11 protein-coding genes are annotated in these 13,513 nt (G+C 56.8%); all 11 read left to right on the plus strand.

The window, feature by feature from the left end; all coding sequences use genetic code 11:
• The first annotated feature begins 26 nt into the window (after positions 1-26).
• The 11 genes from CVT63_00390 (at position 27) to CVT63_00440 (ending at position 13,507) form a co-directional block, all read left to right on the plus strand.
• A complete protein-coding gene (locus CVT63_00390) occupies positions 27-1,502 on the plus strand; it encodes a UDP-N-acetylmuramoyl-tripeptide--D-alanyl-D-alanine ligase (GenBank protein ID PKQ28862.1) in 1,476 nt (491 codons plus the stop codon).
• Positions 1,495-2,541, plus strand: coding sequence for a phospho-N-acetylmuramoyl-pentapeptide-transferase (locus CVT63_00395; protein ID PKQ28863.1), 1,047 nt, complete (start codon positions 1,495-1,497; stop codon positions 2,539-2,541). Before CVT63_00390 ends, CVT63_00395 begins: the two co-directional genes overlap by 8 nt.
• Positions 2,542-2,565: 24 nt before the next feature.
• The gene (gene murD / locus CVT63_00400) at positions 2,566-3,999 is read left to right on the plus strand and encodes a UDP-N-acetylmuramoyl-L-alanine--D-glutamate ligase (GenBank protein ID PKQ28864.1); all 1,434 of its coding nucleotides are present in this window, start codon (positions 2,566-2,568) and stop codon (positions 3,997-3,999) included.
• A gap of 58 nt (positions 4,000-4,057) precedes the next feature.
• Positions 4,058-5,371, plus strand: a complete 1,314-nt coding sequence (locus CVT63_00405; GenBank protein ID PKQ28865.1) for a stage V sporulation protein E — start codon at positions 4,058-4,060, stop codon at positions 5,369-5,371.
• 3 nt (positions 5,372-5,374) lie between these two features.
• Positions 5,375-6,511: an undecaprenyldiphospho-muramoylpentapeptide beta-N-acetylglucosaminyltransferase gene (murG, locus tag CVT63_00410; GenBank protein ID PKQ28866.1), complete on the plus strand. Its 1,137-nt coding sequence runs from the start codon at positions 5,375-5,377 to the stop codon at positions 6,509-6,511.
• An 80-nt stretch (positions 6,512-6,591) separates the two neighbouring features.
• Positions 6,592-8,031: a UDP-N-acetylmuramate--L-alanine ligase gene (locus CVT63_00415; GenBank protein ID PKQ28867.1), complete on the plus strand. Its 1,440-nt coding sequence runs from the start codon at positions 6,592-6,594 to the stop codon at positions 8,029-8,031.
• A gap of 26 nt (positions 8,032-8,057) precedes the next feature.
• A complete protein-coding gene (locus tag CVT63_00420) occupies positions 8,058-8,957 on the plus strand; it encodes a UDP-N-acetylenolpyruvoylglucosamine reductase (protein PKQ28868.1) in 900 nt (299 codons plus the stop codon).
• A 14-nt stretch (positions 8,958-8,971) separates the two neighbouring features.
• Entirely contained in the window at positions 8,972-9,886 is a 915-nt protein-coding gene (locus CVT63_00425; protein PKQ28892.1) for a D-alanine--D-alanine ligase, read from the plus strand.
• A gap of 7 nt (positions 9,887-9,893) precedes the next feature.
• Positions 9,894-10,778, plus strand: coding sequence for a hypothetical protein (locus tag CVT63_00430; GenBank protein ID PKQ28869.1), 885 nt, complete (start codon positions 9,894-9,896; stop codon positions 10,776-10,778).
• A gap of 180 nt (positions 10,779-10,958) precedes the next feature.
• Positions 10,959-12,095 carry a cell division protein FtsZ gene (locus CVT63_00435; GenBank protein ID PKQ28870.1) on the plus strand — a complete coding sequence of 379 codons (1,137 nt, stop codon included), beginning with the start codon at positions 10,959-10,961 and terminating at the stop codon, positions 12,093-12,095.
• 338 nt (positions 12,096-12,433) lie between these two features.
• Positions 12,434-13,507: a cell division protein FtsZ gene (locus tag CVT63_00440; GenBank protein PKQ28893.1), complete on the plus strand. Its 1,074-nt coding sequence runs from the start codon at positions 12,434-12,436 to the stop codon at positions 13,505-13,507.
• Positions 13,508-13,513 lie beyond the last annotated feature (6 nt).

A 13,513-nucleotide genomic window follows, 5' to 3' on the forward strand; every position in this document is an offset into this window, starting at 1 on the left:
CTTTTCAGACAGGGTGATTCCGTTCGATGACAGACAGGTACTCGTGGAGTGCATACGGGAGATGTGAAGTGCGCAAGATCAGTCTTGATCAGATAGCGAAAGCGATGGGCGGAACGGTTTCCGTTTCTTCGCCAGATTGCGTTGTCTCACGCGTGGGAATTGATACGCGTAATCTGGCCGGGAGAGATATGTTCTTCGCGCTCAAGGGGCCGCGATATGACGGTCATGCGTTCCTTTGTGACGCTTTGCGGGCAGGGGTAAAAGCGGCGGTGGTTAATGCTCGCAATCATCTGGCGTATGAGTTCCGGGCAAAAAATCCAGGCTTTCCCGTGGTTCTTGTCAAGGACACGACAAAAGCCCTTGGAGACCTCGCCGCTTTTGTGCGCGAGGGCTTGAATGTGAACGCGGTGAGCATAACCGGCACGACCGGCAAGACGTGCACCAAAGATTTTCTCGTGTCAATACTGCTTGAGGATCGAAGCGTATGCGCGTCTGAGGATAACCAAAATAATGAGATAGGTGTTCCGCTCACTATCTTTAGAGCCAACAAGAAAGACAGCGCGCTCGTGACAGAGTTGGGAGCTCGCCATCCAGGAGACATCAAGAGGCTCGTAGAGATTGTGAAGCCAGGCGCGGGAATAATAACCAATGTCGGCCCCGGGCATCTGAAGCTTTTCAAGACCATGGAGATAGTTGCTGAAACGAAGGCTGAACTGGCGGTGGGCTTGCCGGAAGACGGAGATCTCTTTCTCAACGCTGGTGATCCGTCAAGCGTGGACATAGCGCGCAAAACGCGAGCCAGGGTAACCAGATTCGGTCGTGGCCGTGGCGCGGCGTACCGCGTGGACAAGGTAAGAGTGGGCGAACGTGGAAAGTGCGCGTTCGAGCTTTGTGGTCCAGGATTCAGGATTGACGTCAGCCTGCCTTTGGTGGGGCGGCACCAGGTTCAAAACGCGCTTGCGGCGGCCGCTTGTGCGCACGTTCTCGGCTCAAAGCCTCAAGCCATAAAGAAAGGACTTCAAGGAGCTTCCATTGCTCGCATGCGCACCGAGTGCGTCGAATGCGCCGACGGCTATCTTGTGATAAACGACGCGTACAACGCCAATCCGCCCTCGATGGAGTCGGCGTTGCGGACTATTGGTGATGTCGGTGGCGCGCGTCGCACGATCGCCGTGCTGGGTGGCATGGCGGAGCTGGGGCCGTCGAGCCGCGAGTTCCATGTCGAAGTCGGACGAAAAGCGGCCGAACTGGATGTCGACTTGCTTGTCGCGGTTGGAAAGATGGCGCGCCCGATCGCCTCCGGGGCCGTTGAGGGAGGCATGCCTAAAGGTAGCGTATTTCGCTGTGATGATGTCATGGAAGCTCTAGATACGTTGAAGTGCATAGTCGAACCACGCGACGTGATCCTTGTCAAGGCATCGCGTGTCTTTGGACTTGAGTCCATCTCGAACCAACTGACGTCACGAGCCTTTATTCGCGATAAGCTGGCGGCGAATGTATAGGGTGCTGGGGGCCGCGATCGTGGCCGGACTCATCTGTCTCCTGAGCACGCCTGTTTTCATCAAGTTTCTAAAGAGGATGAAGTACGGGCAGGTCATTCGCGAGGATGGCCCGCGCGCTCACTTTGTGAAGAAGGGAACGCCTACAATGGGCGGCATTCTCATCGTGCTCGGTGTGGTGGTCGGCTACCTCATCTTTTCGAAGCATACGCCGGAAGGGCTGGCTGTGCTTTCGACGATGGTGGCGTGCGGTTTGCTTGGTTTTATCGACGATTTCACGCAGATACGCAAGAAGCGATCGCTTGGCCTGAAGCCTTCATACAAGTTCGCCGGGCAGTTGCTGATCGCGGCGGGTTTTACCGTGTTCGCCACGCGGATGCACACCGCCGGCTATCCCGCTCTGCCGCAGAAGTTCAGCTTTCTTGGAGGCACAGGATTTAGCCTTGGCTGGTTCTTCTTCATCTGGGTTTTTGTCATGATCACGGCCTCGTCGAACTCGGTGAACCTGACCGATGGATTGGACGGGCTGGCGAGCGGCGCCACGATTATAGTGATGTCGGCGTATCTTCTCATCGCATTCACCATGTTCCGACACCCGATAACAGAGCATCCAAGGTTCTATGCGTTCACTGGCAAGCCGGCGCTGGACGTTGCGATAATCGCGGGGGCGGTACTGGGGGCGTGCGTGGGATTTCTGTGGTGGAACGCCGCGCCGGCAAAGATATTCATGGGCGACACCGGCTCGCTGGCGCTCGGTGGCGTACTGGCCGCAATCGCGATAATGACTCGCACGCAGTTGCTGCTGCCGCTGCTGGGCGGTCTGTTTGTGCTGGAGACTGCTTCTGTGATTGTCCAGGTTGGAGTGTTCAAGATAACCGGTGGCAAACGGGTGTTCAAGATGGCGCCCATACACCATCACTTTGAGCTTTCCGGGTGGTCGGAGTTCACCGTAATGGTTAGGCTCTGGATTGTTTGTGGTTTCTGCATGCTGGTAGGTTTCGCGATATTCTATGTAGATTTTGTCGGCAGGGTGCTGAAATGATAGGTAGACGGTGCCTGACCCCTAATGTTTCCAGGAGCCGAAATGATCGAGTTTGCGAAAAAGAGGGTGCTTGTAGTTGGATTGGGATCGAGCGGCGAAGCCGCCGCGCGTGTCTTGTTGGAGCTATGCGCCCGGCCCGTGCTGATAGACAGTTCCTATGCGCCGGCGCGCGTTGAGGCGGTGGGCGCGCTTCGGGAGGCGGGCGTCGAGGTGAGGCTTGGCGTGTCTGTTCCTGATGATATCGGATCGTTTGACCTCGTGGTCGCGAGTCCGGGGGTGCCACAGGGCGCTCCTGTGCTGGCGCGATCCAGACATGAAGGGCTCAAGGTTGTCAGTGAGCTCGAGCTCGGGTACAGGCTTCTCGAAGAGAATACCTTTGTGGCCGTTACCGGGACCGACGGGAAGACGACGACTACACGGCTCGTGGTGGCGATGCTGAACCGCCCGGGGAGAAGGGCGCTGGAGTGCGGCAACATTGGAACCCCTGTTGTGAGTCTCCGCGGGTGTGTAGATTCTGGAGACATCCTGGTTTGTGAGGCGTCGAGCTTCCAGCTTCAGAACATAGAGAAGTTCCGGGCAAAGGTTTCCCTCGTTCTCAATCTCGCGCCGGATCACTTCGACTGGCACGAGAACATCGAGGATTACGGACGCGCCAAGATGCGCGTTATCGAAAATATGCTGCCGGATGATTTCCTTGTCTATAACGCCGACGACTCCTTTTGCCGCCAGGTGGCGTCACGCGCGAATGGCGTGACTATAGGTTTCAGCTCAAGCGAGAGTGAAGAAGCGGCGATTCGGGTAGTCGATGGATGGATCGTCACAGGCGCGCCTTTGCCCCAGCACAGAGTTCTCGATACTGCCGGGTTGAAGATTGCCGGATCGCACAACGTCGAAAACGTCATGGCGGCCGCGGGAGCGGCGCTTATTCTGGGCGAGGATCCGTCACGCGTCCGCGATGCGGCGTATGGCTTCAAAGGTCTTGAGCACAGATGTGAGCGGGTCGCGGTGGTTGGTGGTGTGTCTTTTTACAACGATTCGAAGGCCACCAATCCACATGCGGCACTGAGCGCCGTCAGATCTTTCTCAGAACCGTTTGTCGCAATCATGGGGGGCAGAAACAAGGGGCTTGAATTCACCGAGCTCGCGACCGCGATGCGCGCGCGGATGGACGATGGGATGTTGCTCGGAGTCGTGTTACTGGGAGAGAGCTCACAAGAGATAGAGGACGCTATCCACAAGGCGCGCGGACACGACGTGAACAGACGAGTGGTCGTGGCGAGCGATATGGAGGATTCAGTTCGCAAGGCTTATGAGATGGCGACCTCCGGGGCTTCCGTGCTGTTCGCGCCGGCTTGCGCTTCGTTTGACATGTTTAGTGATTACAAGGAGAGAGGAGAATCTTTCAAGGCGGCGGTTGGCATGTTGGAGGAAGGTGAAATGAGTGGCGGCGCGGTCTAGCGTTTCGTCCAGCGCGGCGAGGAAGTTGTCCGCGCCTCGACCCGGTAGAACCCGGGAATTGGCATCGAAGAGGAAAAATCCCGCGGGAAGGGCGCCTGCGCGAGGAGCAAGAAGCGCGCGGTCTGACGCCGGAAAGGCGACTCCTGTCACAAGAGATAAAGGGCGCACGGCGCCGACCGCGCGCAAGAGCCAACGCGCGCCCGCCAAATTGAATGGAACCCGCGCTCAGAGAAGCGGGACTTGCACAGGGACATCTTGCGCGAAGAGTGGAAGCCGGAGGAAGGCGTCGCTGGCAAACCCGATCCTCCTGCCAACAATCGTGTTGCTGCTTGGCGGGTTGGTGATGGTTCTGTCGGCAAGTTTTGTCGCGTCGTCGGAAATGGGCGCGGGGGGCTATCGGACTTTTTGGGAACAGGCCTTCTGGGCGTTTTCAGGGTTGCTGCTTCTTTACGTTTGCTCCAGGCTTGATTACCACTTTCTGGCCAGAATATCGTTGTTTGGCGTGTTTTTGTCGATGGGATTGCTCGCGCTGCTACTTTTCTTCGGAAAGGAAGTCAACGGCGCGCGCCGTTGTTTCGACGTGGGCTTCTCGCCCTTCTCGCCGACGGAGTTCGTCAGGATAGCGCTGATCGTTTTTTCCGCTCATGTTATCGCGACCAAATCGAAGAAGATGAAAGGGTTAAGGCATCTCGTCGTTCCTATTGTTGTTCTTGTCGTCCTGGCTGCCGGGCTCATGCTCGCGCAACCGGATCTGGGCAGCGCACTTGTTCTCTGTTTCTCTGTAATGCTTTTGCTGATCCTAGCGCCCACGAACTCATCTCATCTTTTTGCGCTGGGCAGCGCGGGCGGCGCATTGGCTGTGCTATTCGCTTATATCGCGCCGTACAGGCGTGCCAGGCTTTTCTCCTTCATGCATCCGTGGAAAAGCTCGGAAGGGTATGGGTATCACGTCATCCAGTCATCTATCGCACTGGGGTCAGGTAATCTCAAGGGGCTCGGCCCTGGCATGAGCAGGCAGAAGTTTTTGTATTTACCGAATGCCCACAACGATTTTATTTTCGCGATTATCGGTGAGGAATTTGGAATCGCTGGTACATTGACCGTGCTCTGCCTGATGGTCCTTTTCGCCTGGGCGGGCCTGCGCATCGCGATAAACGCGCCTGATGAGCTCGGCCGCCTGCTTGCGATAGGTATCACAGGGTCAATAGTTATCCAGGCGCTGGTGAACATGGGAGGTGTTGTGGGATTGCTCCCAATCACCGGTGTTCCGTTGCCGCTGGTGTCCAGCGGCGGAATGAGCATTTTCGTATGTCTGGGAAGCATAGGCATTCTTCTCAACATAGCGGCGTTGAGCAAACCGCGGGGGCGTTGACCGGTGCGTCTTGTAGTGACCGGTGGAGGCACCGGTGGTCACATCTATCCAGCTATAGCAATAGCGAGATATATTCTCGATCATCATCCGGAGTCGGTCGTCATATTTATTGGCTCATCGAGTGGACCCGAGGCGGCGGCCGCCGAGGCGGCTGGCATACAATTTCACGCATTTGATGTCGCGGGCGTTGTTGGCAGGAGATTCATCAGCGCGCTCAGCGCGCTCGTCAAGTTTCTTCGCGCCGCTTATTTGTGCAGACGAATGCTCAAGCGGTTTGAAGTGGAGTGTGTCGTGGGAACCGGCGGGTACGCCTCGGCGCCGGCCTGCCTTGCGGCGATCACTTTGGGCGTGCCGCTCGTGCTCCATGAAATGAACTACGATCCAGGATTTGTGACACGCTTTTTTTGCGGGAGGGCGGCCGAGGTTGCCGTCGCGTACGAGGGGACGGGTCCTTTGCTCTCGAAGCGGGCTCGCGTCCGCGTGACCGGAGTTCCCGTTCGGCCTGAAATAGAGACGATTTCACGCGGATGTTTTGAGGTGGCCGGTCAGAGCGCTCGCGTCGCGGCCGCGGGCGAGTTCGGCCTCGATCCGAAAAGGAAGACTATCCTGGTTTTCGGAGGGAGTCAGGGCGCGCGCGCTATAAACGAGGCTCTCTGGGCATCGTTGCCGGATATCGCGGAAAGAAATGACCTGCAGGTGCTGCACCTGACGGGAGGCAAGGAGTTTGAGAAAGACGCGCGCGTCGAGGCTGAGAGGGCTTGTGGCGCGGCGAGCCTCATATACAGGCCATTCGGTTACACGGAGCGCATGGATCTTGCTTACGCCGCGGCGGACATCGCGCTCGGTCGGGCGGGGGCAGGGACCATTGCCGAGCTTATCGCGATAGGGTTGCCCGCCGTTTTAGTTCCTTTCCCTCACGCAACCGGTGGTCATCAGGAGAAAAACGCGGCATGCATCGCGAAGACCGGGGCTGTTTTGCTCGTGAGCGAGGAGAATGGATCGGCGTCAGACGCCGTTGCGGAGGCGCTGGCGCTGTTGGATGACGATGTCAGGCTGTCTTCAATGAAAAAGCGCGCGAGCGCGCTGACGCGCTCCAACGGGGCCAGGGAGATAGCGGCGATCATCGAAAAACTGACGTGACATAATGAACGAATGAACGGGGTCAGGCACCGTCTACCGCTGCGCGGTAGACGGTGCCTGACCCCTGGCGCATAATATTCATGAGGGAGCGAGGAAACATGCAGGAAGCACAATCGATAGATCCGCAAAGGTTGCGTGACGGTTTCGCGGTTTACATGATCGGGGCCGGAGGCGCGGGAATGAGCGCTATTGCTACGGTGCTCATAGAGATGGGGTGTAAGGTAGAGGGCTCCGACTTGAAGGATTCTTCGTACGTGAGGCGATTGAGAGACCTCGGGGCCGCAATCGGACTCGGGCATCGCGCTCGGAATCTTGGAGATTGCCAGGTGGTAGTCAAATCTTCCGCTATTCGCCATGACAATCCGGAGGTTCAAGAAGCGCAGCGGCGCGGGATACCGATCATCTCGAGAGCTCAGATGCTTGCGACAATTATGGCCGGGCGCAAAGGAATAGCGGTTGCGGGCACCCATGGCAAGACGACCACAACAGCTATAGTGGCGTGCGTGCTCAAAGAGTGCGGAGTCGATCCTTCTTATTTGATAGGTGGCGAGTTGAAGGAGATCGGCGGCAACGCGCACTACGGCAAGGGAGAGTTTGTCGTGGCGGAGGCGGACGAGAGCGACGGTTCTCTTCTCTGCCTGCGTCCGGAAATCGCGGTTCTGACTAACGTGGACTGGGATCACACTGATTACTTCGATAGTCTCGATGGCACGGCAACTGTTTTCCGAGAGTTTCTGGACTTGCTTTCTCGCGAAGGTTTCGCGGTGATATGCGGTGACGATCCCACGGCGCGAGGTGTCGGTGAGAGCTTCCGCGCTTCCGGTCGAAATGTCATATTTTACGGTCAGGCGCCGGACAATAATTACAGGTTCGAGATCACAAGCGCTCGCGCTGAAGGCAGCGCGTTCAGGGTCATGCTTGGCGAGGAGAAACTGCTCGACGTTACGACGCGTCTTCCGGGTGTTTACAACGCATACAATTCCACCGCCGCGTTCGCGGTAGCGCATCGCCTCGGGTTTGATCTCGACGACATTGCTCGCGGCATGGAAAACTGCAGGGGCGTGAGGCGCAGATTTGAGCTGATTGGCGAGCGAAGCGGTGTGACGGTGATCGATGACTACGCCCATCACCCGACCGAGGTGAAAGCGGTTCTCGATATGGCGCGCGAGATAACGAGCGGGCGCGTGGTCGTTGTCTTTCAGCCCCACCGCTACTCGAGGACGAGAATGCTGCATCGACTGTTTGGTGAAAGTTTCGATGGCGCGGGGTTGGTGGTAGTTACAGACATATTCAGCGCTGGAGAAGACCCCGAGCCCGGCGTGACGGGCAATCTTATCGCTGACAGCATTTGTGAGCGCGATTCCTCCAGGGACGTGGTGTATATCGAGTCGCGCTCGGAGCTTGCTCGTGGCGTGGTAAACATGCTTGAGCCAGGGGACGTGGTTATAACGATGGGCGCTGGTGACATTACCCGGTGCGCCCGCGAAATACTCGACCTGTTACCCGAGGGCGAAGGCTAGTCGTGCCCCCGCCGACGTCCGCCCCGATGAGTTTTTTAGAGAACCCGGCAGGCATCACCGTCCATGAACACGTTCCACTGGCGGGGTGCACTACCTGGAAGACGGGCGGTCTGGCGCGTTATCTGATTGATGTCGAGAGTCTGAAAGCGCTTCGAGAGGCGCTGCTTTACTTGAGGGAAATGAGAATGCGTATCCTGGCGCTCGGGAACGGCTCCAACGTGCTTATCGCGGACGCGGGGTTCGATGGGGCTGTGATTCGATTGAGAGGGCGAGCGGCTTTTACGAAAGTGAGTGGCGAACTGTTGGAAGCGGGCGCGGGCGCTCCCCTTGGCGTTGTCGCTTTGACGGCCGCGCGGGCGTCGCTTGGAGGTCTCGAGTTCTCATGTGGCATTCCTGGCACTGTTGGTGGGGCAGTGATGACAAACGCTGGCGCGTCCTCAGGCAGTACCGCGCTTGTGCTCGCAGAGGCGCGTGCCCTGACGATTGATTGCGAGGATGTGATCTTTGACGTTTTCGAGGATGTGTACAGACAGCCGCTGGTTCCACCAGGTCACATTGTCACGAGCGCGACGTTCCGTCTCGGGCACACCTCGCCCGAGTCGATCAAAAGTCTGATGTCTGAGGCGCGCTCAAAGCGCGAGGCCACTCAGCCTGTTGGCCTGGCCAGCGCGGGTTGCGTGTTCAAGAACCCGGCGGGCGATTCGGCGGGGAGGTTGCTCGAAGAGTGTGGAGTGAAAGGCGCTTCTGTCGGGCGCGCGTCCGTATCGCGCGTACACGCGAACTTTATAATAAACAATGGTGGCGCCCGCGCCGATGATATCAAGAAGTTGATGGGCCTGATGGCGTTAGAGGTCGAGTCGAGATTTGCTGTTCGTCTCGAGCCGGAGGTGCGTCTTATCGGATTTGAAGAGGAGTTTTCCTGGTGAAAGTCGCTGTATTGATGGGTGGCAAGAACGCCGAGAGAGACGTGTCTCTCGAAACCGGACGCGCGGTCGCGGGGGCATTGCGCGAGTTGGGTCATGATGTGACAGAAGTTGACGTTGACAGCAATCTGCCGTTAGCGCTGGAGTCCGTCAGGCCGCAGGCCGCGTTCATGGCGCTTCACGGAAGAGGAGGAGAGGATGGCACGGTTCAGGGTCTGCTCGAGATCATGCGCATACCTTACACGGGATGTGGGGTCCTCGCCAGCGCGGTGACGATAGACAAGGTCGTCACCAAGGAACTTCTGGCTTTCCACGGCATACCCGTCATTGAGGACGTGGTTCTTGAGCGCAAGTACAGCCATAGCGACATCAAAGCGGTTTCAGAACAACCGGGCTACCCCGTGATGGTCAAGCCCGCGTGTGAGGGCAGCAGCATCGGCATCACACGTGTCGATTCAGATGAGGGGCTCGAGCCCGCGCTCAAAACGGTTTTCGAGCGCGATGATCGCGCCCTGGTGGAGCGCTTTGTCGAAGGAAGGTTGCTGACAGTTGGCGTGCTGGGCAACGAGCCGGTGGCTCTGCCGGTGCTGGAGATAATGCCAAGGGAAGGCTTCTACGACTACAACGCAAAATATAATCCGGGAATGACCGACTACGAGGTTCCGGCAAAGCTCGACCCCGAGGTATCCAGCGCCGCTCGCCGAATATCACTCGAGTCGTTTAAGATTTTGTCCTGTGAGGGAGTATCGAGAATCGACCTGATGCTCGAGGATGTCACCGGCATGCTATACGTGCTCGAGGTGAATACTATCCCAGGGATGACCGCCAGCAGCCTTTTGCCTAAAGCCGCGCTGGCGATTGGAATGAGCTTTCACGAGGTGGTCTCTGTGATTTTGGCGAGCGCGAGGCTGAAGATAGACCTCGCGTGGTGAATGTTCCTTGAAGCGGTTGAAGCGCCACCCGGACTCGAAGCGATTCCCGCGAATTCGCGTTTCGCCGAGCGGATCGCGCGCGCGCAAATCTAACGCGGAGAAACGTTCGAGCAAGTCGCAATCGCCGCGCCGCGAAGACGTAACACGGCGCGCTTCCCCGGCACGCAAAAAGATCCACACTTTATGGCGCGCGGCGTATGCGATCGTTCTACTGACACTGATCGCCGCGTGCGTTGTGACGTCAGTGGCGCTTTTCACGAGCGTTTGCCAGATCACTCAGGTCAATATCACGGGCAACAAAAACGTTACGGCCGATTACGCGCGGCAACTCAGCGGTGTTGAGGGTTACAGCAATCTCGTAACTCTCCCCGTGGGCAGGATAGCGCGCAACCTCAAGGGCAATCCCTGGATCAAAGAAGTCAAAGTGAAAAGACGCCTGCTGCACACGGTCGACATACGTGTTATTGAAAGGACGCCTGTTTGTGTTCTGGAACAAATCGGCACGCGCTTTGCGCTTGCGGGCGACGGGTTTGTTATTGCAAAGTTAGAGCCTGGCCAGTTCAAGGAGTTCCCGAGTGTGCACGGGGGCGACGCGCCGTTGCCGTTGGTCGGAGAGAAGTTAGCCAACCGAAAGATACTGGAGTGTGTCAGCGTGTTGAACAGCATGCAAGAGACAGTGCGTGACACGATTCTCCTTGGCAATCCTTTTGATGGAAGGGGCCCGGTGTTTGTCTCGAGGTCGGGATTCAATATCGTTTACGGGCAGGCTCGAGAGTGCGCGCGAAAGAACGAGGTTCTCGAAGCGATAATTGTTGACGTAGAAAATAACAAGCGAAAGATTGCTTATATTGACGTGCGCGTACCGGATTCCCCCGCAATAAAACTCAGGTAAATACGGAGACTTGCTTGACACGGCAGTAGAGATTATACTAAAGCCTAAACTTAGGTTAAGATATATCTGTAGTAAACGGTGATTTTGTGATAGTAGAGTTGTACATTAGCGTTTGAGAGGATATAAAGCGCTGTGTGATATGGGCATAGCGCCCGGGAATTCAGGGGAAAGGAAGCGTTCATGCAAGAAGAATTAAAACAATTTTTTGCGGTGATAAAAGTGGTTGGCGTAGGCGGTGGAGGAAATAACGCTATAAATCGCATGATTAGAGATGGCATGACAGGCGTTGATTTCATTGCTATTAATACCGATGCGCAAGATTTGCTGGCATGTGACGCCGACGTAAAGATAAGCATTGGCGAAGATCTGACCCGCTTCCTGGGCACCGGCAACCAACCCGAGATAGGTCGCGATTCCGCTGAAGAGCACCGCGATGAGATCAAGGAAGCCTTAAAGGGAAGCGACATGGTCTTTATCACCGCTGGTGAGGGTGGTGGAACAGGCACTGGCGCGGCGCCGGTCGTGGCTGAAGTGGCCAAAGAGCTTAACGCTCTTACAATTGGTGTCGTGACCAAGCCCTTTGACTTCGAGGGCGCCTACAGGCGTCGCCAGGCGGAGGAGGGCATCGAGTCCCTTCAGGAGAAGGTCGATACTCTCATTATCATTCCAAACGACAAGCTATTTGAGCTTACGGATGCTCGCATCAGCGTTGAGGAAGCGTTCAGAAAGGCTGATGAGGTGTTGCGTTTCGGAGTTCAGGGGATAACAGACCTTATAAATATTCCGGGCCTGATAAACCTCGACTTCGCGGACATCAAGAAGATACTGTCCATACCAGGCTCAGCCCTTCTTGGTGTGGGGGAGGCGTCCGGAGAGGATCGCGCGGTCAAGGCATCTGAAAACGCGATATCCAGTCCGCTCCTGGAGTCGTCAATAGACGGGGCGCAGGGCGTGATAATTAATGTGACCGGTGGCGCCGACATGAGTCTTCAGGAAGCCAGAGACGCGGCCGAAATCATCAGGGGCGCATGCGATACGGAAGCCGAGGAGATTTTCGGTATCATCACAGATGTCGCTCTTTCCGACAAGATAAAGGTTACCGTTATTGCGGCGGGAATAGAGCCTGGAAGACTCGGGTTTGCTCGACCGGCGCGTGTATCAGCGTCCAGGCGCCGCGCCGAGACGGATGATGATGTGGATCGCACAACGACACGGTCGTCGGAGCGGGAGAAACCTGCCCGGGAACGTGAACGATCGAGTAAGACTATCTTCGAGGAAGAAGATATAACGATACCACCGTTCCTGCGCAATAGATAAAGTATAGATTTATACTTTATACTAGCCCAGGGGTCAGGCACCGTCTACCTCTCCGTCTACTCCGCGCAGTCGGTTCAACGACGCCTAAGCACTGCCCACCGCTTGCGCGGTTGACATTGCCTGACCCCTGGGCAAGGTAGCACAGACATTCCTGTCTGTGATGCGTCACCTCCGCCTTAACCTTCCCGTTTGCAAGGGAGAAAACCAGAGGGATCGATACGACACCGTATTTATGGAACGGGGCGCAGGGCGTTCATGTCTGATAGTATTTGAAAATTCCAGGCGATATGCGGAAGCATCGCGCCAGATACGAATATCGAAAACCAGTGAGGCTTGAGATGGAAGATACGCGGAACAGGATCAAGCCGTTCATTACGATCATCAAGGTGGTCGGGGTAGGCGGCGGCGGAACAAACGCGGTTAACCGGATGGTAGAGTCCGGAATGACTGATATCGAATTTATCGGCTTGAATACGGACGCGCAGGCTCTTCAGGGGTGCCTTGCCGATGTGCGAATTTCTATTGGCCATGAAATGACGCAGGGGCTTGGCGCCGGAAACGATCCAGCGGTTGGGCGTCGCGCGGCCGAAGCCAGCGAGCGTGAGATTACCGAAGCGATAAGCGGCGCGGATATGGTTTTTGTGACTGCCGGAAAGGGTGGCGGCACGGGCACCGGAGCGGCGCCGGTCGTTGCCGGGCTCGCGATGGAGATGGGCGCGCTGACGGTAGGTGTTGTAACGGCGCCTTTTTTGTTTGAAGGAAAGAAAAGAGCTGATCAGGCTGACGAAGGTATCGAGCTTCTCCGTGAAAACGTTGACACTCTCGTGGTGGTGCACAATGATAGACTTCTCAATATTGGCGACAACGTCCCGGTGGGAGACGCGTTCAAGATTGCGGATGACGTGTTGCGACAGAGTGTGCAGGCGATAACCGAGGTTATAACAGAGCAAGGCGAGATCAATGTGGATTTCGCTGACGTGCGGCACATTCTCGAGGGTTCCGGAACCGCGCTCATCGGCATTGGCCAGGCTACCGGAGATGATAGGGCGAAGCAGGCGGCGCTCAATGCGATAGACAGCCCGCTCCTCGAATCGAGCATTTTAGGCGCGACACGAGTTCTCTTGAACATATCCGGTGGCAATGACCTGTCTCTCTTTGAGGTGAACGAAGTTGCCGAGGTTGTGGCCCGGGCGGTCGACCCCGAAGCGAACATGATATTCGGCGCCACTGTGAATCAATCGCTTGCCAATCACGTCAAAGTAACGGTGGTTGCCTCGGGCTTCAAGAGCGCAGCTGGAAAAAAGCTCGCCACAACTTCCGACGGGCCGGTGGAGCATTCCAGAAAAGAGCGCAAGTCTTCCCGACGGGAAGTTGAGCCTGTTGACATCCCGACGTTTTTGAGGAACCGGTGAAAACGT

It is taken from the genome of Candidatus Anoxymicrobium japonicum, assembly GCA_002843005.1.
GTDB lineage: Bacteria > Actinomycetota > Geothermincolia > Fen-727 > Anoxymicrobiaceae > Anoxymicrobium > Anoxymicrobium japonicum.